Origin of the sequence: Streptococcus suis (assembly GCF_024509555.1) — a bacterium.
GTDB lineage: Bacteria > Bacillota > Bacilli > Lactobacillales > Streptococcaceae > Streptococcus > Streptococcus suis_AD.
Window position 1 is genome coordinate 24,121 of record NZ_JAMWEL010000006.1, and the last position, 20,599, is coordinate 44,719.

Sequence of the window (20,599 nt, forward strand, 5' to 3'; positions counted from 1 at the left end):
TCCTTTTTTATTTCGTCGTATACGCAAAACTCAAGCTACTATCCACTCCAGATAATTTACGGAAGGTATAGTTTGGATTGCCATTGTAGTTGGTTTCGGAGATAAGGAATGAACCATCTGGGTAGACTTTTTCAACGAAAGCCACATGTCCGTATTCTGTTGGTGTACCATGTCCTCCTCCCGCAAAGGAAAGAATAGCTCCTGCTTGTGGACTTGTCCCTATCTCTCCACCGAGACTTTCGGCTGTACGCACCCAATCTTGCCCATTACCCATGGTACTGATAATTGGAATCTTCTCACCGTTTTTACCTTTGAGTTTTAGACCCAGTTGGTTGATACGGGCTGCGACTCCCCAAGTACATTGGCCGTAGGCATATCCCATACCGTCACCACCTCCTGGAATAGAGTTCTCAAAAAGGTCTCCTCGTACAGCTTCAAGTGCTTTTGGATCACTTTGTGCTGTCCCACCGTTAGGTTGACTAAAGCCTTTTTCAATTTGGTAATACCACTCACTTGCTCTTGTCTGACGTTCAAGTAGCTTATCACCACTATTTCCTTCCCAGTAAATGAGAAAGAGTTGGGCAAGACTAGCTGGACTACCTGTATTTTTGAAGAAATCTTTTAACCAGTTGGTGTAATAAGGACTGTCCCCATGCAACATGAAATCCAGTTGTAACTCTAAGTCATACCACTTTTGATGTTTTCCTTTGGCATATTCCAACAATAAAGTATGTCTGCGTGACCCATCCGCGGTATCTGTCCATTGGCCTAAGCCTAAACCACGTTTAATTATATTTGGGTAACGTCCATTGTATATAGTTGGACCATTGAGTGAGAGCCAGCCCTCATCATCCCACGAACTATCAGTCGCACCAACTGGCGGAGATAAATAGTCGCCCTCCGCACGCTTGGGATTAATAGAGGATTCTACCGACCAATTTCCTAAAATAGCTGCGATAGCTTGATTGGTCGCACCTTTGCTTTTAAGATAGTCATAAATTGCCTTGGCTCTCTCGAACTCATCGCCGCCAAACTGCCCGATAGTTGGAAGAATGGTGGTCTGAACCTGAATCACTTTTGGAAAGTAGAATGCTGGATTGACATAGACCAACTTATCCGTATCATCATCAACCTTTTGATAGGTGACCTTTAGACCCGTTCCATCCTTGGTTTGACCAATAATGTCTCCTGCCAAGACTTGTTGATGTTCACTCACACGACCTGAATGAATGCCAAACAAGGTTAGTTTAGTCTTATTCACTCCCTTACCAGATGTCAAAACAACGTTCTCTCCATCAAGAGATACCTTGCCATCCATCGGAGCCACAATGACTTGACCTTCTTTTGCTTCTAAGATGATATGATGATGAAGCGTTGGTTTCTCATCAATGACCTCATACCCATATCGGTAGGTCATGTTTAAGCTATCCTCATCGGTCTGTCCCTGAAAGGGATTGTCCAATTCTTGAAGGGCTAAATAGTTGCCTCCTTCTGTCAACTCCTTTAACTCTTCCTGGTCCTCATCAGACAGCTTGTAAGTAGGTTCTTTATATAAGTCAGACATGGATTTAATAGAATCTCCACCATTTAAGTCTGTCCACACTTGACTGAGAAACGCTTTGTAGGTCACACCACCTGCTTCCATGAAATCGTCGAGCTTGTAGTCTTGGTATTGATGATTCATGTAAACCATAACCTCATCAATCTTGGTGTAAAAGGTAATTCCCTTTTCGTTGGATCTAGTATGCTCCGCATCTTCCCACGTCATGTGGGTGTAGCTCTTACTCAATTCTATCTCATCTTGTTGAATGACACTGCTACCTGAAACACTCATGAAAAAGCTCATCATCAAAAGGAGTATCAAGAGAATACCTGAGACAATCCAAGTCAAAGGATTTCCCGCAAGGACAGAAAAGAAAGTCATACTTCCCTTAATGGCTTGGACGATTCCTTTGAAACTTGCGACACTTTGTTTTCTGACATGCTTTAAAAAGGTTTGGTAGCGTCTTCTTGGTTTAAGAGGTTTCTGGCGTGTGAATCCTTTTCCCTTTTTGAAGTTCTGGAATCGTTCCTTTCCATGAGAAAATTTTGTTTTGGTAAACCTCACACCAGTCTGTCCACTTTTTACTGCCACCTTACCTGCTTGAATGGTAAACCTTCCATAGCGTCTGGCTTTCAAACTAGTATCCTTCATGGTTCTTAGACCATCTAAATCATCCTCCTGTGCTATCAGGTCAAGGGATTCAGATGCAGCTAAGCCTAATCCAACTTTGACTTTGGTAGAGTTTTTCTTAGACTTTCGGACTTTCTTGAGTTGTTTAACCTCACGCTTGGCAGAACTTACGTCTTTTTCTGCACTTAGCCGATCAAATGATTTTTCTTGGTGAAACTGAAAGCGAGACTTCAGGGAAGGATTTTCTTTTTGGAAAGTAAACTTGGGATTAACTGCCTTTTGCTTCTCACTTAGTTTCACTTCTGACAAATGTTTTCTTGCCGTCCGCAAACGCTCTTGAGCTTGAGGAAGTCGATAGTTCTTGATTTCCTTTACCTTCAACAGTCTAGGAGAAACATAGGTAATTTCCTTTATGAACTTCTCTTCTGCTTCCTTTTGGCTACTGAGTAGATTTCCTTTTAACTCTGTTTTCTTTTCCTGAAACAGAGAATTTTTGGCTGATTTTCGAAATCTTCCTTTTTTAGGAACAGTCTGTTTTAAGGTCCTAACTTCTTTCCGATAATGCATACGAGCTGATTTTAAGTTGCTTCGAAAGTTTTGCCTAGCCTGTTTGACTAGCTTTTTATCCTCTTTCATCTCATGTCCTCATTTTTTCAGGGTCCGTACTCATGATGTCAAAGAGCTTGGTGTGTTGTGGAATCTTATTTTTGAATGGAACAACGGTGGAACCGGCCTTGATTAGCCCAGCCCCTTTTTCAGGATTGACCAAGTACTTCTCCAGCTCTTTAGAAAGCCCAAGCATATGCACCAATTCTTCGCGATCGCTCTTGGCCTGTTTTAAAAGAATCATAAACTCGCTATTGGCAATAATGCGTCTGCCGTTGGCATCCAAAAGAAGTGTCTCCACATTTTGAGTAATGCCTGTCGGTATCGCCCCATACTTACGGACACGACTCCAGAGTTTAAAGAAAAAATCAGAGGCATACTTGTCCAATAAGAGAAGCTGCATTTCATCAAAGTATATCCAGGTCTTCTTGCCTAGTTTTTGATTTTTGACCACCCGATTCCAAATCTGGTCAAAGATAACCATGAGGGCAATTTGTTTTAATTCATCGCCTAACTTTTTGACATTGTAAATCAGGAAATGACTGTCTGTTTTAATATTGGTCCGATGTGAAAATATGTCCAGCGACCCTTCCACATAGAGTTCCATATCCAGTGCCAAGTCCTTAGCTTCCTGTTCAGGTTGTTGAGCTAAGACAAAGACCCATTCGACCAAGGACGGTGTGTCAAAATGCTTATAGGTCAAGCGTGTCACACGATCTATCAAGGATTTTTCACGACCATCCATTTTGCGGTCCAAGAGCTTTCCAATCCAAGACAAGAGAAATTCGGACTTAACCTTAACCGGATCCTCATCCATATTCTCATCAGATAGATCTAAGACATTTAAGAAGGTAGTGGAATCTGGAGCAATATCAATACTCTCCCCACCAAAGGCTTGACCAATAATACTGTACTCATTTTCTGGGTCAACAATAATAATTTCAGTATCACTATCTGCTTCCTTGAGCTTAGTAGAGATGATTTCGTGTTTTGTCGCCATCCCTTTGCCCGCTCCAGAAGTCCCTAAAATCAAACCTGACGGAGTATTTAACTTGCCACGGTCAATACTGATGATATTACTTGAGATTTGATTGATGCCATAAAATTTCCCACCCTTGTCCTGAATATCAACGGAAGTCCAAGGGGCATTCACAGCAATATTCGAGGTTAAGAGCGACCGAGAAACACCTTCAAGATAGTTCTTCCCAAATGGCAAGAGACTATTAAAAGCAGCTTCTTGCATATAGGTCAAGTTATCGATAATCATATCATTAGACCCTGCAACTTGCTTGATAATATCAAGAGATTGTTTGAGTTGGTCTTCAGTATCCGCAAGCACGCCAATTAGAAATACGGTGTCAAACAGTTTATCTCCTGTTTGGGTCATGGTTTGAAGAAGAGCCTCAGCTTCATCGATGTTGTTCTCAAGAACATGGCCGACCTTCTCCAAATAGATTCCAGTCCGAGCCATTTTTTGTTGTTCACCAATCTTTTGTGATTCCATCAAGGTCTTCTTGGTTCTTAGCTTGGTCATGGTTTCAGACTTGGTAGAGCCTTTGGCATGTAGACTAATCATCACTTCCAAATCTGACTGCATCAAGTCTCGAATAAATTTATCCCCTAGCTCCATACCATAATCACGAACATAGACAATCTGTAATAATCGATCGTCCAATTCAATATGATTCTTGTGTTTAAAGGAAAGGTAGGTTGGGGCCATAAAGTGTTTGGTGGATTGACCTGAGAGAGTCAAATCCTTGTAAGAAAACGGTAAATGATTTTCACCTCGCAACATATCCGCAAGGACATTCACTCGCTCCTCTCCACCGAGCAAACCAAGAGATACATCAATCTCTGAAAAGCCACTCTTGAAATATTCTCCAATTTGTGACAGAGAACGAAAAGCTAGTTTTGGTGTTTGGTCGCTCTTGCCAAATGAAAGAAACTTGACAGCTGAAAAGTTGTTCTCACCCGCCTCTAAGTTGGCATCCATCATGCGATTCAATTCATCACGATAAGCATCAAACCCATCTTCCTGCAAGGGATAGAGAATACTCTTACGGAATTTTTCCAAATTAACTTTTTGATTGAAAATGGTCAGTTGGAAATTAGTCTTATCATCCAGCGAATTGATTAAATCGGAATATTTCTCAACAATAGCTCCTTTATCGTCTAAGCCAACTGTTTGATAATTGACATCTCCTAAGAGATAGGTTTGTGAAAAATAGCTTGGACTGACCTGCATAAGGCCATTCTGAAAAAGCCCTTGATAGGCTAACGTATTTACGGTTGATGGTCTGATCTCCTGCTTCTGTGTTTTCGTCTTTTGCTTTTTGTCATTAGAAGAGGTCTTTGATTTCATTGAGTGTTTTAATTTTTTCACGTTGGTCTCCTTTTCTTCCAGTAAATGTGCGGTCTGGCACTGTTAGTTCATAATGAAAACGGTACTTGAGGTAGGTTTCAAATGGTAAGTCATTGGGTCTATAGACCCCAAATAACATGAGTGGAATGGTAAAGCTAAAAACAAAACCATAGACAAACCAATCCCCAAATTGCCAATAAAATAGGTTCAAGCCCAATACCAAAATGGTTATGGCGACGGCTGGAAATACAAAAATAACCTGTCTAGTTGTAAATCCTAGCCATGCCCTGTGTTGAACCTTTGAGATGTCCTTAAAGACACGAGTGTTCATAAATATTCTCCAATCTAAGTAAGCTATAAAAAAAGGAGGCGAGATAATGACTCCCTTCCTCCTACATCCCCAAAATACTTCGGGCGGTTCGTTGACTGCCAACTAAAGCAATGATTAACAATATAGCCTGTACCAAGCCACCAAACATAATGGCGAGTGATTCCATCACTCCAGCTCCATTTGATACGGCAATCTTTCCAGCCGATTCAAACAAGGGAACAAGAGATACAATTAGAAAAATCAAAATACCTTGAACGGCATAGACCATGATGTTTTTAAGATAGCCAATCCCAACACTTCTCCAGTCATCACTTAGGAAGGTCGGAATGGTAACAGGGGCAAAAGGTATCATCAGATAGAGTTGGATAAAGCGAATGGTAATCAAGATATTGACAACCATGATGCTGGCCATTCGTACCAACCAAATGAGAATCGCAAAAAAGCCAATAATCATTTTTCCTACAATTCCAGATCCCTTAATGCCTGAGATGGTATCATAATTAGCACCACCATTCGTGACAAGACTTGCCACTTGTTCAATAACATAAGAGGCAATGGCAATAATGGCTTCCACAATAACCGTCGTATTGGTAATCACGACCGCGACCATGATGTAGCTGACAATCATAGGTGCCATGGCTTCAAAGGTCATTGCACCACCTGAGTTTGCGATTTTCTTGGCCATTTTTGAAAATTCGAGTACGAGAACAACCGCAAGAATAGCTACTCCCAAGGGTTGCATAATCCCCTTGGTAATGGCTGTCATGTAAGACCACACCGTCGGATTAAAGTCCGCTAGTGACTTAACCAAGTTGGCGGTTGATTCTAAATCCACTTGAAACCCTTCAAAAAGGCTATCACTAGATACTTTTTCAGAGGCTAGAAATACAAAAGGTGACGTAAAATTCATTATCATGTCATGTGCTGTCCTCCCCTAAATGGTAATCTGAGTCACAAAAGCACCAGCGGCTCCCACCATGACCCCACCAACAATTTCTAGAATGGCATTTCGGACACCTGGTCCACCATCTTTAATGTTGGTTGAAAGGTTGATAATGCCCATGACAACAAGAAAGGCTCCTACTGCAATTAAGCCTTTTTGTAATAGAGACATGGCTTGAGAGAACATGGAGCTGGCATCCACTCCGTAAACAAAGCCTGATAGTTTTTGATTCATATAATTCCTCATTTCTATTAATGTAGTGTCGTTTCTGTGCTTAAATCCCTTATTTTATGGCCTGACAATTCTAGCTCTTCCTCAGCGGTTAGGGGATTGATGCGATAGTGCCACCACCGTTCATCGGTTTCCTTATCCGCAAGCCATTTCCAATTCTTATGTTTGGGTGGAAAATATTTCTTGGTTCGAAAAACAGGAACTCCTGCAATGCGTACGAGGCACTCATCTCGTTTCATATTCCCGACTTCATCAGCCGTCATCAAGTCACGGGCAATTTTCTGGTGAGAGATAGAACTTGAGCCAGTCTGCCCAAAAGAGCGACTGGTACTTCTGACATCAATGGTTTGTTTGCCTAATAGACCACTCATAAATTTGAAAGTTTCCTCGTCATTTCCACCCAAATAGAGGAGGCTGTCACAATTCCCCAGTATAGTTTTCCAAGCGTCTTTTTCCTTGTAAAGCCCTTGGAGTTGAGCGATATTTTGGAGAATAGGCACAAGACTCATATTCCTAGAACGAACTGTTGAGGTTTGTTCAGCAAAGTCTGGGATTTCTCCGACATTCGCAAACTCATCCAGATAGCTTCTAACATGAATAGGCAGTTGCCCTTTAAAGTCAACATCAGCCTGTCTGGTCAAAGTGGAGAAAACTGTAGAGAAAAATAAAGCAGATAGGAAACGAAAGGTCGTATCATTGTCTGGAATAACAAGATAGACCATGGTCTTTTGAGTGCCCCACGTTTTCAAATCCATAGTGTCTCTTTGCGTCAAATCAATCACCGATTGGATATTAAAAAGGGCAAATTTAGCTGTTGTGACCGCAATCACCGAATCCAAGGTCTTGTCCTTGTAGTTTTGAAAATCTGCCCAGTTTCTCATGGTAAAGTTTTCATGACCGTATTTTTTAGCGTGATCTTCAAACAGGACTTCAAGAACACTTTTGTCCTGATTATCTCCCTTTGATAAGAGTTTGATGAGTTTCCCAATCTCAGAAAAGGCTGGATAACGGCCACGCTTACGTCTTGCTTCCTGCTCTTGCTTGGAACTTCCTGGTGGATTGTAAAAATCTACCAAATAAGAGGCAATAGCTCTCACCAATGTCATGGAAGCCTCGTCCCAAAATGGATCACTGCGAGAGCCAGACCCACGGGTATTGTTAAAATAGACCGTTAACATGCGGTTCAAATCATTCTCAGTTTCTACATAACGAAAGGGATTAAAACCGTCTGAATTGGTCATATTAACCAAGTCTAAAACCTTGACCTGATAACCGTTTTCTAAAAAGAGCTTGCCTGTCTTTTCAGCCAAATGGTCTTTAGGATCTACGACAATATTGGAACAGTTAAGTTGGATAAGGTTGGGTTTCACAAAGCGAAAGGTCTTGCCTGCCCCAGAACCCCCAATGACAATCAAGTTTTTATTTCGGTCAAACTGGGGTTTCTTCTTTTCCAACAAGGTTAGACGAACATCACGAGCCAAAATCGTGTCATTAAAAGGATTCTTACTGTAAAAGTTCCGCTTTTCCTTATTGGTTCCAAATCGTGCAGAACCGTATTCTTCCCCTTCTCGATAGACCTTCTGTCCTGTCGATACATAAAGATAGACTAGCGTCATCGTTAGAACCCCAAGGATAAAGGCAAGAAGAGATTTTTGAGTAAAGGAAAATAGCCATAAAGGTTTGAAAACCTGATTTAACCCCTCTCCTAAGAGGTAGGCAATACGTTCCATAGGTGGGGCATTGGTTAAACTATCATAGAGCAGGGTTAGACGATGGCAGAAATAACCAAAGGCGAGCCCCAAGAGTCCAAAGACAAATGCTTTTTGCCTGGAATACATTACAAGGTCACCTCCTTGGTTTTGACTGCCGAAGGTTCTGTTACTCTAATTTTCTCTTTGGCCAGTTCTATCTCTTGGTCCAAGGTTTTATCAAAGGTTAGACCTTCTAGCTTCTCAGGGTTAGACACCAGTTTCTTCAACAATTCATCCAAGTGATGATCGAGCAAGGTCTTATCCTTGGCATAAAAGTAGAGATAGTCTTTTTGCCAACTAATTGCGATTGGCAGTTTTTCTGACTCCATCAACTCCTTAAATTTCTCCACATCGATTGGCTTATCCAGTATGTCTTTACTAACATCTATCGCTTCAATTGCGTAAGGGCTTTGAAGGAGTTCTTCCAGTTTTTGAACCCCAATTTTATAAGCTGAATCTTGAGCTAAGGCTTGCCTAGCCGACCATTCTAAGAGCTTTAAGAGGGTTCTGACTGTCAATAAACTACTTCTTTCCACGTATTGCATCGCTTGACGTTCTTGTTGTTCAGATGACATGGTGACCTCCTCTTTTTTCGATTCCCTATCAAACATAAGGTGCTTCCATAATACGGAAGCACTCTTGATTTTGGTATCACAAGAAAGTTACGACATAAGCCAAACTATTCCAAAGTAAATGTAAGGCGATTGCCGTCATACAATCAGTTTTCAATCGAACAACAGCCAAGGTCAAGCCAAGACAGCTATACATGAGCCAACTCCCTAACTGATTGGGGCCATGGGCTAGAACAAAGAGAAAACTGGTCACGCCTATTTGTACAAAAGGGAATGTCAATTTTTCCCAGAGCAACTGCCTATAAACAATCTCTTCAAGGATACTTGCATTGACCAGAAACAATAAAAAGATAATAGGGGGAACCTGTTTTCCTACTTGTACCAATACCGCTTGATTCCTAGTCTGAACTGGAAATAGGAAGCTGATGAAGACTGCAAAAGCAACCATAGCCACAAAACCAAGAAGCAACCATCTTAGACGATTGCTTAAGGTTATTTTTTTTGATTGAAGAGTTTTATGACGGGCAATCTCTAAGCAAGTCACACTTAATAGGACCCATTGTAGCAAGACTATATCCTCTATTGTCAGATACTCTTTCAGGTATAAACTCACCAGAAGACCGTTAAGCTGTATAGCTAGATAAAACACCACTATCCTTATCATTGTCACCTCTTAAATAAATCTTCATAATCAATATCTAAGACTAGAACAATACGCTCAACCCATCTTGTTTGTGGCATCAGACGATTGGATTTGTAATGTCGCAGTTTTTGATAGAGACGATTAAACTCACTGGGATAGACATATTGACCTTTGAATACTTTGCGAGCTAGTTCTGCCCAAGTGATTTCTCTTTCTGAGAGTATGATTTCTAAATTATCCCAAAATCGTTCATTCATCTTCACACCTACCCTGTCACTTGTTTCATCAGACTAGCCTGAAACAGCTCTTCTTTTACTTGTCTGGGAAGAAAGGTACGCACTTCGTCTAGCCCAATAGCTGGATAGACATGATTCTGACAAACAATGAGTGGCAACCGAAGATTCTGGTCTGGCTTTTGGAGAATGAGCTGAATCATCTCATTCAAACTTATCGAATATTGACGTTTAAAGCGAAGAAATCGTGGCGACAGCAACTCAAAACAATCCGTGGTTTTGGCAAAGAGTGACAGTAAGATTTCACGGTTTACATCACACGCATTTATACAACGATAAGTCACCCCATAGTTGGTCAAAATGGTTAGTAAGTCTTGATTTGTATTGGTATTATTTCCTAGATATACCTCAAGCATAGGCACCTCCTTATAGGGTTAGGCTATTTTCAACTGTTGGTTCAGGATTTGAGAAATAGCGACTCATATCAATGGGCATCCGTCCTTCACCAAAGCACTTGACCGTCACTAGAGTCGTTAAAATGCCCTCCTTTCCCCTAGCAGAATAATTTTCACCAAAGGCACGAAAGGCCAGGTGATTGTCTTTCGTCAATAGTGTATCTACACCATTTTTAATATCCCTAGTTTCCATAAAATCCGAAATCTGATGAAGATTGGATTCGTAGAATAGGGGATCATTCATCTCTTTGTGGTAATCATCTTCAAAAGTTACTTCAAAGTCACAATCAAAATTGGGGAGTGATAGAATATTTTCCAGTAACTGAATGGTTTCAGCTTGGTGAATACGTTCTTCTAATTCAGTACAATCTAGGATACTTTTCTTATGTAGTAAGTTCATGTTTTTCTTCCTCTTCCGTTCTTCTAAATTCTCTCGCAATGGCTTCAATAACTGTGACAGTCACGCTATTGCCGGCCTGTTTGTATAGTTGGCTCTTACTAGAAACACTCTCTGCTCTTTCATAAGCCCAGTCAGGAAAGCCTTGAAGTCTGAAGCACTCTCTTGGTGTCAGTCGTCTTATTCTCAAGCGATAAAGTTTCCCCTCTAAGACAATGCCTGTGACTTCATACCACTTATCCTGTCGATATTCCAGAGCAGCAACTACCACTCCCATATTGTCTGAAGTCGTCAGGGTATTGGATATTCCCTTTCCCACTCGTCCCCTACGTTTGGTTGAGTCTGGATAAGCCAGATTGACAGAGTCTCCAAGAGTTGCCTTTGCGTACCCTGTTTTTGTGGCTTCCTTGATTTTCAGAAATGGCAGCTCCTCCTTCAGTAAAATCTTTGGCACTTTATCTCCACCTTGCATGGTGGTCAAGGTCGGTGACAAGCCCGCAATGTCAAATACTCTTCCGGTCTGGTCAAAGCTAGTCGGCAAATTTCCTGCGACAACAACCCCGTGTCTGTCTTGACTGGTCAAAGTAAACATAGGGTCTTGATTATCCTTAAATCGACGCCCATTTTGACGTTTTTCAATTCTATCTGGGGTTAAGACTGGAATGGCGATTTTAGCTCCCTCTCCTTTACCTCTTGTTAGTGTAGGAGCAAGTCCACTCGTCAGATAGACTTCACCATTCAAACCACGTTTAGAGGGATTGATATTTCCTAGCCTTTCAAGATGAGCTGGGCTGTTTTCTCTTCTGAGAGGAAATATGAATCTGGAACGGTATTTTCTAGAATGTCCGATAATAAAGACCCGCTCTCTGTTTTGCGGGACTTGGAAGTCCTTACTGTTAAGCACCTGCCATTCGACATCATACCCCAATTCATCCATCGTGGAGAGGATAGTGGCGAACGTCCGTCCCTCGTCGTGATTGAGTAGGCCTTTGACGTTTTCCAAAAATAGAAAACGTGGTTGGATTTGTTTGGCCGCTCGAGCAATCTCAAAAAAGAGAGTCCCTCGAGTATCTTCAAATCCCAATCGTCTGCCTGCGAGTGAAAATGCTTGGCAAGGAAATCCCCCGCAGATGATGTCCACTTGCCCTCTAAATTGTCTAAAGTCATGGTCTGTGACCTCTTTAATGTCATGGTATTCTATTTCCCCTTCTGTGTTAAACATGGCTTTATAAGATGTTCTGGCGAATTTATCAATTTCACAAAAGCCCAGGCATTTATGACCCTGTGATTCCATCCCTAGCCTAAAACCGCCTATCCCAGCAAATAAATCTAAAAATTTCATTTTTCCTCTCTTTCCAACTAAAAAAGAGCCTTACACTTGTAAAACTCTTGCTTATATATGATCATCCATTTCTGGTGCACGTATGATTTCAACAATCAAAATGACGATAGAAATCAGATAGATTCCACCTAGTATCCACCAAATCAACTTAATCACCTCCCTTTACTTCTTGTCGTCTCAGTTGCTTGGTCCACTCTGACAGCACACCATTAAATACGTATTCAGCTATTACTTCCGCTGACCGAGCAAATCGCATATATTCCAAAGCATACTGATAACGGTCACTAAAATAAATCATGGCATAGTCACTAGCTGACTGAGATAGACCCGTCTGTCTTAACTGGTCATGAACCAAACCCCCAATATAGTCTCGATCGTACTTGGTCACGGCATCGACTTTTGAAGTAAAGTTCTCTTCTTGTTTCTCATCTACTAGCTGCCTCTCCTCCTCGTCCTCAATAAGTAAATCACTCCCTTTAGTTTCACTATATTTAGTCTCACTTCCTTCAGTCTCACTAGGGGCTGAATATAAGACCGGCCCCGTCTTTCTTTGAGACCCCCCTAGTGTTTTTTTAACACTAGCCACGTCTGTATGTAAGACTGGGGTAGTTTCATGTTCTAATTCCCCCAAGTAAATTTTATTTGCCATTCGACCTCTTTCACTAGAGGATTGTTGGACTTCATCAATTAAGCCATATTCGCGTAAGGTTTTCTTGATAGAGAGTAGTTTTGACTTTGAACAGCCTAATAGTGCCATCAGATTTGAATTGGAATAAATCAAATAAATAGCCCCATCCTCATCAATCCAGCCCTTACTCAAAGACAGCTCCAACCTATCTTTTAAAACCGCGTAGGCTACCTTAACCTCCAGCTTCATATCCTTATAACGTTCACTCTCAAACAAAATTTTAGGGAGTTTATAATAACGCTCTGATGTTTGATACTGATCAGCGGTAATTCGTTTCATGATTGTCCCTCCAAGACAAAAAGTCCAACATTTCCGAATTCATCAAATCGGATTAAACCTACTTGTTCCATTTCATCAATTAGCTGAGTTGCTTTCACAATATCAACTCCTAAGATAGTCACGAGATGACACATCACGATTTGGCGTGATGATTGTTCAAACTTTTGCATGATTACCTCCACAACGCAAAAAAGGGGTAGACAATCAAATGTCTACCCCTGAAAATTTATTAAAACAAAAATCCTGCCAAAGAATTTTTGGCAGGATTTCTGGCAGGAAACCAAATCAATTTATCAGTTTCTATCAATCGCTTATCGCTCTCAAAGACTGGTAAATAGGGATTCCGCAATCTAATTATGATGTGACTCTTATTTAAGAGTAACTGAAGCGCCTGCTTCTTCCAATTTAGCTTTGATTTCTTCAGCTTCTGCAGTTGCAACGCCTTCTTTAACCATAGCTGGTGCACCGTCAACAAGCTCTTTAGCTTCTTTAAGGCCAAGACCAGTGATTTCACGTACAACTTTGATAACGCCAACTTTTTTGTCGCCAGCAGATGTCAATTCAACGTCGAATGAATCTTTAGCTTCTTCAGCAGCACCACCAACTGCAGCAACAGCTACAGGAGCAGCCGCAGTTACACCAAATTCTTCTTCGATAGCTTTAACAAGGTCGTTAAGCTCAAGGATAGTAGCTTCTTTAATTTCAGCAATAATGTTTTCAATGTTCAATGCCATTGTGATTTTCCTCCAATTTAGGTTTTTAAATAGTTTGTAGCACTAAGCAGCTACGCTCTGACGCATTAAGCTGCGTCTTCTTTTTCTGCAACAGCTTTGACAGCGTATGCAACGTTGCGAACTGGCGCTTGAAGTACAGAAAGCAACATAGAAAGCATGCCTTCGCGGTTTGGCAATGTAGCAAGAGCTTCGATTTCTTCTTTAGAAGAAACTTTACCTTCTACAGCTCCACCTTTGATTTCAAGAGCATCTGCAGTTTTCGCGAAATCGTAAATTGTTTTAGCTGGAGCAACTGCATCATTTGAGAATGCAACTGCAGATGGACCTACAAACAATTCTGCAAGACCTTCAAGACCAGCTTGCTCAGCAGCACGACGCAAGATTGAGTTTTTGATAACTTTGTACTCAACTTCTGCACCACGCAAGTTACGACGAAGAACTGTATCTTGTTCAACTGTCAAACCACGAGCGTCTACAACAACGATAGATGTTGCAGCTTTCATTTGCTCAGCAACGGCATTTACTAATTCCGCTTTTTTAGCGATAATAGCTTCACTCATTTTTTTACCTCCGTTTTTATTTTGGGCTAGGCACAAAAAAATCGCACCTAAACCTAGACACGAAAGTACAAATACGTTTATCTCAATAATCGTTTTGTGCCTCGGTAGGATGTTTACGAGTCTAGCTCCCCTACTGTCTTAGGTCAGTTTTTTCAAACCTCAATAATCATAACACAGTATTTCATAGAATGCAAGACTTTTCTCTTATTTTTTTAAAAAATATTTCCATACTTAGAAAAACAACTGCCATTCCCATGAGAATAGCAGTCTTATCTTATTTAATTTTATCTTCTTCGTAGTCACCATTTGGACAGACAACTTGTTTACCACCACCACGAACTTTTTTCTCAACGAGATAGTGGTCACATTTTGGACAGGCACGACCAACAGGTTTATCCCAGGAGGTAAATTCACACTCTGGATAACGGTCACAACCATAGAAAAGTCGATTTCGTTTGCTCTTACGCTCAATGACCTGGCCTTGTTGACACACTGGACAAGTCACGCCGATTTCCTTGGTAATTTGTTTGGTATTGCGGCAATCGGGGAAATTACTACAAGCATAGAATTTTCCAAAACGACCTAGTTTAATGACCATTTCATGTCCACAAACTTCACAATCAAAACCAGCTGGCTCATCCTTGATTTGGATTTTCTCCATTTGGTCTTCAGCTTTAGAAAGTTCCACTTTAAATGGTTGATAGAAACCATCGATAACCTTCTGCCACTGCTCCTTACCAATCTCGACATCATCCAATTTCTGTTCCATATCGGCTGTAAACTTAACATTTACGATATCAGGGAAAAATTCGACAATGAGTTTGTTGACAATCTCACCAAGCTCAGTTGGTTCAAAGCGCTTAGCAGCAAGCTTAACATAATAGCGTTTCTGAATGGTTTCAATAGTTGGAGCATAGGTTGACGGACGACCTACACCATTCTCTTCTAATGTTTTAATTAAGGTTGCTTCAGAGTAGCGAGCAGGTGGCTGCGTAAAATGTTGTTCAGGATTTGTTGATGTGCGTACAACTGTATCACCCTGCTCCATATCTGGCAACATCTTATTCTTATCCGAATCATTATAGACAGCCATGTAACCATCAAATTTGACTTGACTACCATTGGCTGCAAAAATCACTCCATTTTGACCTAGGCGAACACTCATGGTATCAAAGACCGCTGCAGCCATCTGACTAGCCACAAAACGATTCCAGATCAGGGTATAAAGACGAAGTTGGTCCTTATCCAGATACTTTGCAATAGATTCCGGAGTAAATTGGACATTGGACGGTCGAATAGCTTCGTGGGCATCTTGGGCACCAGTCGCATTCTTGACTTTGCTACCATGTTTGGAATACTTTTCTCCAAAACGTTCTGTGATAAACTCCGCTGCCTGAGCCTGAGCAACTGGACTGATACGGGTCGAATCCGTACGCATATAGGTAATCAAACCTTGTGTACCACCTGTACCAAGACTAACCCCTTCATAAAGCTGTTGAGCAACCATCATGGTTTTACGAGTACGGAAGTTGATTTTATTAGCTGCATCCATCTGCATAGTCGAGGTTGTATAAGGAAGCGGTGCATTACGTTTACGTTCCTTACGCTCCACCTGTTCAACTAAGAATTCGTCACTATTTAAACGAGCCAGAATCTCCTTGACCTGTTCATTGTTTTCAACCTTGACTTTTTTTCCATCTAAGCCATAAAAGCTGGCTTGGAATTTCTTGGTACCTTTTTTAAAGGTAGCATCGATTGTCCAATATTCCTCTGGTTTGAAATTGTTGATTTCATTTTCACGGTCAATGATGAGCTTGAGGGCAACAGATTGCACACGGCCTGCTGACAAGCCTTTTTTGACTTTCTTCCAAAGAATGGGTGAAATCGAATATCCAACGATACGGTCTAAAACACGACGAGCCTGTTGGGCATCGACCAAGTCATGATTGATGGCACGTGGTTCCTTGAAGGCATTTTTAACGGCATCCTTGGTGATCTCGTTGAAAACAACCCGGTTTTTATCTTTTTCATCTAGTCCCAAGATATGAGCCAGATGCCAAGAAATTGCTTCTCCTTCACGGTCCGGGTCACTTGCCAGATAGACTTGTTTGGCATTTTTTGCCTCTTTTTTCAATGAATTGATAAGCGGACCTTTTCCTCGGATATTGATATACTCAGGTGCGTAGTTATTGTCAAAGTCAATGGACATGCTGGATTTTTTCAAATCACGGATATGTCCGACCGATGCAACTACCTTGTAATTTTTACCAAGATATTTCTCAATGGTCTTGGCCTTGGCAGGCGACTCTACGATAACCAGATTTTTCTTGTTCGCTGTTTTTTTCTTACTAACTGTTTTTGTAGCCATTCTCATTCCTTACAAATATTTTTAACTCACAAAGAATATACTATTTTTCAGCTAGTGTCAAGATTTTTATTTTCCTATAGGAGAACTTAATTTAAAATTGATAGTCTGAAAGGATGTCCAAGCCTGATGTAATGCACTTTGCCCCCTCTTGAATCAAATGATGGCAACCATCTGATTTCCCATCCAAAATAGTACCAGGAATGGCATAAACTTCTCTTCCTTCTTCCAAGGCACGTTCACATGTAATCAAGCTACCCGACCGCATTTTAGCTTCACAAACCACCAATCCTTCCACCAAACCAGCTATAATGCGATTGCGTTCTGGAAAATGGTATTTGAGAGGGTCTGCACCTGGTTCATACTCTGTCAGCACCAAATGGTATTTTCCAATATAGGTCTGCAAATCCTTATTTTCTTTTGGATAAATCTTATCCAAACCTGTTCCAATAACTGCAATGGTTTGTCCACCATTTTTCAGGCTAGCAATATGGGCAGCTGTATCAATTCCTCTTGCCAGACCACTAACAATAACAAAGCGATTATTTAGTTCCTTAATAATTTTCTGAACAGACTGAATACCATTTTTACTTGCATTTCGTGTACCAACGACTGCCAGCTTGGATTTTTCCAGCAATTCTAAATCCCCTTGATAAAACAAAAGTACAGGTGGATTGTAAATCTGTTTGAGCGCCAAAGGATAGATGTCATCTAAAATTGAAAATGATGGATACTTATTAAATTCCTCGCGACAGGCTTTGGTATCCAAATTCTTATAGTTCTCCATAAAGAGAATAGGGTTTTTGCATTCAGATACCACAGCGATATTGCGTAAGGTCAATTTTTTACCGTGTTTTTCTTGATAGGCCAAAACTTTATTAATATTTAGATTGGTTAAACCTGCTTTTTTCCATTTAAACAATTCAAAATTATTCATTTTCTTCACCTCACCTAGTCTATTCGCAAGGCAAAGAAAAAAATTCTCCCGAAGAAGAATTATTTTTGAGGTATTTCTTTGATAACACGCGCAGGATTGCCCGCTAAAACGACATTATCACCAAAAGATTTAGTCACGACAGAACCAGCACCAACAACGACATTGTTGCCCAAGGTCACGCCAGGTAAGATTGTCACACCACCACCAGCCCAGAAATTATCACCAATGGTAATTGGAGCCCCGTATTCCAAACCAGAATTTCGTTCATCAGGATCTAGTGGATGAAGTGGGGTTAGCAACTGCACATTGGGACCCAACATGGCATTTTTCCCAACGGTAATGGGACAGACATCCAACATGGTACAGTTAAAATTTGCGTAAAAATCCTCACCAACATGAATATTACTACCGTAGTCACAGTAGAAATTTGGCTCCATATAGATGCGTTGGCCTGTAGTTCCAAACCAGTTCTTCAATTGCTCCGTGCGAACCTTACCATCCAGTTCATTGTTAAATCGTTTCATTTTTTGACGTGCTATAATCCGCATCTGAACTAATTCTGGAACACCAGCTTGATAAAACTGACCTGCAATCATTTTTTCTCTTTCTGTCGACATACCCCTACTCCTATTTTTTTATGATTAAATTGATAGCTTGAGCAAGACGAGCTTCTTGTTCTTCAGGGTTTTCAGATGGATGAGTGATACAATCTTGTACCTTCTGAGCAATAACCATTCCCATCATACTATTAATGCTGGAACGAACAGCACTCAACTGAGTTACAATATCAATACATTCCTGATCTTCTTCAATCATTTTCTGAATGCCTCTGAGCTGACCTTCGGCCCGTTTCAAACGGTTTATCATCTTTTTCTTATCAGTATTCATACCCTATATGGTACTGCTTGAAGTGAAAAATGTCAATTTTTTACCTTGACATCTTTTGAATTCCTTGATATATTTTAGATACCCCTAAGGGTATAAAAGGAGTAACAATGTTTAAACAATTATTTTCAGGAATGTTTTCAAACTCAGACAGTCTTCCGATAACTGATGTAGAACAAGCAATACAATCATCGAATGCTATTTTGCTTGATGTTCGCGAAGTTGACGAATTTGCCAGCGGTCACATTCCACAGGCTATCAACCAACCCTTAAGTCAACTTGACCAATTTAAAGGTGACAAAACCAAGAACTATCTGATCATCTGTCAATCTGGTATGCGTAGCCAACGGGCGACAGAATATCTAAAATCTCAAGGCTATCAAGCAATCAACGTAAAAGGCGGTATGAATGCCTGGACAGGAGGAATAGCATGAAAATAATTATTGTAGGTGGTGTCGCTGGCGGTATGTCTGCCGCTACTCGTCTGCGTCGTCTGATGGAAGATGCTGAAATCATCGTTTTTGAGAAGGGCCCGTATGTTTCCTTTGCCAACTGCGGTTTACCCTATTACATTTCTGGAGAAATAGCAGAGCATGACAGTTTATTGCTTCAAACGCCAGAAAGTTTGAAACAACGTTTCAATCTAGATGTCCGCCCCTTCCATGAAGTCATTAGTATTGATGCTGAGCAGCAAACTGTAACAGTCAAAACTTCGCAAGGTGAATTGATTGAAAGCTACGACAAACTAATCCTATCACCCGGCGCTAAACCTATCATTCCGAATCTATCTGGTATTGAAGAAGCAAGCAATCTCTTTACTCTACGAAATGTGCCCGATTTAGATAAGATTATGGCCAAGCTAGACCAAATCGAATCCGGTCAGGCAATTGTTATCGGTGCAGGTTTTATCGGTCTGGAAATGGCTGAAAATCTTGCCTTAAAAGGCTTAAAAGTCACTCTTGTCGAACAGGCTCCTCATGTATTGCCAACATTTGACCTAGAAATGGCACGATATGTGGAAGCAGAATTAACAAGTAAGGGTGTCGAGGTTATCACAGGGCAGTCTGTTACTGCTTTTCATGAACATGGTCAGGTAATCGAATTGTCTAACGGACAGACCCTATCATCTGATGTGACTATTTTATCAGTTGGTGTTGCTCCTGATAGTCAACTGGCAAAAAATGCTGGAATCGAATTGGGTTTACGTGGAGGTATTCTCGTGGACCAAAACTACCAAACTAGTCAAGAAAATATCTATGCCGTTGGTGATGCAATTGTTGTTAAACAAGAAATTACAGGTCAAGATGCCTTGATTTCCCTGGCTTCTCCTGCCAATCGTCAGGGTCGACAAGTAGCGGATGTCATTGCTGGACTGGCTCGCACTAACAGAGGCTCAATCGGAACAGCTATCGTCAAGGTTTTTGACCTGGCCGCTGCCTCGACAGGATTGAGCGAAGGTACTGTCCAATCACTCGGCTATGAATATGCCGTCGTTCATACGACTGGAAAAGACCATGCTTCATACTATCCAGGTGCGACTGATATTGTGCTGAAACTCATTTTCTCGACAACTGACGGCAAAATTTTCGGTGCCCAGGCAGTCGGTCAAAAGGGAGTAGATAAGCGGATAGATGTCCTTGCAACTGCTATCAAGGCTGGACTGACGATTTTTGATTTACCTGAGCTTGAATTGACTTACGCTCCGCCATTTGGTTCAGCCAAAGATCCTGTCAATATGATTGGCTATGCTGCTATGAACATCGCAGAAGGGATTAGCCAAAACATCCAATGGCACCAGTTAGATGAGGAGTTAGCTACTGGTAAAGTTCTATTAGATGTCCGCAATCCTGGTGAAGTCGCAAAGGGACAGTTCAAGGAATTCATTCATATTCCTTTGGACCAACTCCGTGAGCGAATTGGAGAACTGGATGCTTCAAAAGAATACATTGTCAGCTGCCATAGTGGACTCCGTTCTTATATTGCCGAACGAATCTTGAAAGAAAATGGTTTTAGCGTCAAGAACCTAGATGGTGCCTATTCACTTTATAAAATGGTATTGCCTGAAAATATTATCAAACCATAAGCAACTAACCTTCTGTGATTTTGGGTCCA

At 41.0% G+C, this 20,599-nt stretch carries 22 protein-coding genes and 1 other annotated feature; of the genes, 2 read left to right on the top strand and 20 right to left on the bottom strand.

Annotated elements, in window-relative coordinates:
- Positions 1 to 7: 7 nt before the first annotated feature.
- From NF418_RS03970 to NF418_RS04065, 20 genes are all read right to left on the bottom strand, one after another.
- Positions 8 to 2,809: a phage tail tip lysozyme gene (locus NF418_RS03970; protein WP_256778527.1), complete on the bottom strand. Its 2,802-nt coding sequence runs from the start codon at positions 2,807 to 2,809 to the stop codon at positions 8 to 10.
- Position 2,810: 1 nt separating this feature from the next.
- The gene (locus tag NF418_RS03975; RefSeq protein ID WP_256778528.1) at positions 2,811 to 5,162 is read right to left on the bottom strand and encodes a VirB4-like conjugal transfer ATPase, CD1110 family; all 2,352 of its coding nucleotides are present in this window, start codon (positions 5,160 to 5,162) and stop codon (positions 2,811 to 2,813) included.
- Complete coding sequence (locus NF418_RS03980; RefSeq protein ID WP_105117026.1) at positions 5,119 to 5,472, bottom strand: PrgI family protein; 354 nt, start codon at positions 5,470 to 5,472, stop codon at positions 5,119 to 5,121. The genes NF418_RS03975 and NF418_RS03980 overlap by 44 nt, the downstream gene beginning before the upstream one ends.
- 61 nt (positions 5,473 to 5,533) lie before the next feature.
- Positions 5,534 to 6,388, bottom strand: a complete 855-nt coding sequence (locus NF418_RS03985) for a conjugal transfer protein TrbL (RefSeq protein WP_014636634.1) — start codon at positions 6,386 to 6,388, stop codon at positions 5,534 to 5,536.
- An 18-nt stretch (positions 6,389 to 6,406) separates the two neighbouring features.
- Positions 6,407 to 6,649: a hypothetical protein gene (locus NF418_RS03990; protein WP_001072171.1), complete on the bottom strand. Its 243-nt coding sequence runs from the start codon at positions 6,647 to 6,649 to the stop codon at positions 6,407 to 6,409.
- 17 nt (positions 6,650 to 6,666) lie between these two features.
- Entirely contained in the window at positions 6,667 to 8,484 is a 1,818-nt protein-coding gene (locus NF418_RS03995) for a VirD4-like conjugal transfer protein, CD1115 family (RefSeq protein WP_256778529.1), read from the bottom strand.
- Positions 8,484 to 8,972, bottom strand: coding sequence for a hypothetical protein (locus NF418_RS04000; RefSeq protein ID WP_016480093.1), 489 nt, complete (start codon positions 8,970 to 8,972; stop codon positions 8,484 to 8,486). The genes NF418_RS03995 and NF418_RS04000 overlap by 1 nt, the downstream gene beginning before the upstream one ends.
- A gap of 76 nt (positions 8,973 to 9,048) precedes the next feature.
- Positions 9,049 to 9,633 (bottom strand): CPBP family intramembrane glutamic endopeptidase, encoded by a 585-nt coding sequence (locus tag NF418_RS04005; RefSeq protein WP_256778530.1) that lies wholly within the window; start codon positions 9,631 to 9,633, stop codon positions 9,049 to 9,051.
- A 2-nt stretch (positions 9,634 to 9,635) separates the two neighbouring features.
- On the bottom strand, positions 9,636 to 9,869 hold the full coding sequence (locus NF418_RS04010; RefSeq protein WP_014621275.1) for a hypothetical protein: 234 nt from the start codon (positions 9,867 to 9,869) through the stop codon (positions 9,636 to 9,638).
- Positions 9,870 to 9,877: 8 nt separating this feature from the next.
- On the bottom strand, positions 9,878 to 10,261 hold the full coding sequence (locus tag NF418_RS04015; RefSeq protein ID WP_256773340.1) for a hypothetical protein: 384 nt from the start codon (positions 10,259 to 10,261) through the stop codon (positions 9,878 to 9,880).
- Positions 10,262 to 10,271: 10 nt separating this feature from the next.
- Positions 10,272 to 10,700, bottom strand: a complete 429-nt coding sequence (locus NF418_RS04020; protein WP_256778531.1) for a hypothetical protein — start codon at positions 10,698 to 10,700, stop codon at positions 10,272 to 10,274.
- A complete protein-coding gene (gene dcm / locus NF418_RS04025; RefSeq protein ID WP_256778532.1) occupies positions 10,684 to 12,039 on the bottom strand; it encodes a DNA (cytosine-5-)-methyltransferase in 1,356 nt (451 codons plus the stop codon). Before dcm ends, NF418_RS04020 begins: the two co-directional genes overlap by 17 nt.
- Positions 12,040 to 12,187: 148 nt before the next feature.
- Positions 12,188 to 13,006 carry a replication initiator protein A gene (locus tag NF418_RS04030; protein ID WP_256778533.1) on the bottom strand — a complete coding sequence of 273 codons (819 nt, stop codon included), beginning with the start codon at positions 13,004 to 13,006 and terminating at the stop codon, positions 12,188 to 12,190.
- The gene (locus NF418_RS04035) at positions 13,003 to 13,176 is read right to left on the bottom strand and encodes a hypothetical protein (protein WP_256778534.1); all 174 of its coding nucleotides are present in this window, start codon (positions 13,174 to 13,176) and stop codon (positions 13,003 to 13,005) included. The genes NF418_RS04030 and NF418_RS04035 overlap by 4 nt, the downstream gene beginning before the upstream one ends.
- A 198-nt stretch (positions 13,177 to 13,374) precedes the next feature.
- Entirely contained in the window at positions 13,375 to 13,740 is a 366-nt protein-coding gene (gene rplL / locus NF418_RS04040; RefSeq protein ID WP_256778535.1) for a 50S ribosomal protein L7/L12, read from the bottom strand.
- Between the two features lie 65 nt (positions 13,741 to 13,805).
- Complete coding sequence (gene rplJ / locus NF418_RS04045) at positions 13,806 to 14,300, bottom strand: 50S ribosomal protein L10 (protein ID WP_002936486.1); 495 nt, start codon at positions 14,298 to 14,300, stop codon at positions 13,806 to 13,808.
- A gap of 26 nt (positions 14,301 to 14,326) precedes the next feature.
- Positions 14,327 to 14,461: a sequence feature (ribosomal protein L10 leader region), on the bottom strand.
- Between the two features lie 113 nt (positions 14,462 to 14,574).
- Positions 14,575 to 16,668 (bottom strand): type I DNA topoisomerase, encoded by a 2,094-nt coding sequence (topA, locus tag NF418_RS04050; RefSeq protein WP_256778536.1) that lies wholly within the window; start codon positions 16,666 to 16,668, stop codon positions 14,575 to 14,577.
- Between the two features lie 91 nt (positions 16,669 to 16,759).
- The gene (gene dprA, locus NF418_RS04055; protein WP_256778537.1) at positions 16,760 to 17,602 is read right to left on the bottom strand and encodes a DNA-processing protein DprA; all 843 of its coding nucleotides are present in this window, start codon (positions 17,600 to 17,602) and stop codon (positions 16,760 to 16,762) included.
- A 59-nt stretch (positions 17,603 to 17,661) separates the two neighbouring features.
- Positions 17,662 to 18,219 (bottom strand): sugar O-acetyltransferase, encoded by a 558-nt coding sequence (locus tag NF418_RS04060; RefSeq protein WP_256778538.1) that lies wholly within the window; start codon positions 18,217 to 18,219, stop codon positions 17,662 to 17,664.
- A 10-nt stretch (positions 18,220 to 18,229) separates the two neighbouring features.
- Positions 18,230 to 18,490, bottom strand: a complete 261-nt coding sequence (locus NF418_RS04065; protein WP_009909865.1) for a metal-sensitive transcriptional regulator — start codon at positions 18,488 to 18,490, stop codon at positions 18,230 to 18,232.
- A 107-nt stretch (positions 18,491 to 18,597) separates the two neighbouring features.
- Here NF418_RS04065 and NF418_RS04070 point away from each other — a divergent pair, with 107 nt between their 5' ends.
- Both NF418_RS04070 and NF418_RS04075 read left to right on the top strand, forming a co-directional pair.
- Positions 18,598 to 18,921, top strand: coding sequence for a rhodanese-like domain-containing protein (locus tag NF418_RS04070; RefSeq protein WP_256778539.1), 324 nt, complete (start codon positions 18,598 to 18,600; stop codon positions 18,919 to 18,921).
- Entirely contained in the window at positions 18,918 to 20,570 is a 1,653-nt protein-coding gene (locus NF418_RS04075; RefSeq protein ID WP_256778540.1) for an FAD-dependent oxidoreductase, read from the top strand. Before NF418_RS04070 ends, NF418_RS04075 begins: the two co-directional genes overlap by 4 nt.
- Positions 20,571 to 20,599: the final 29 nt, after the last annotated feature.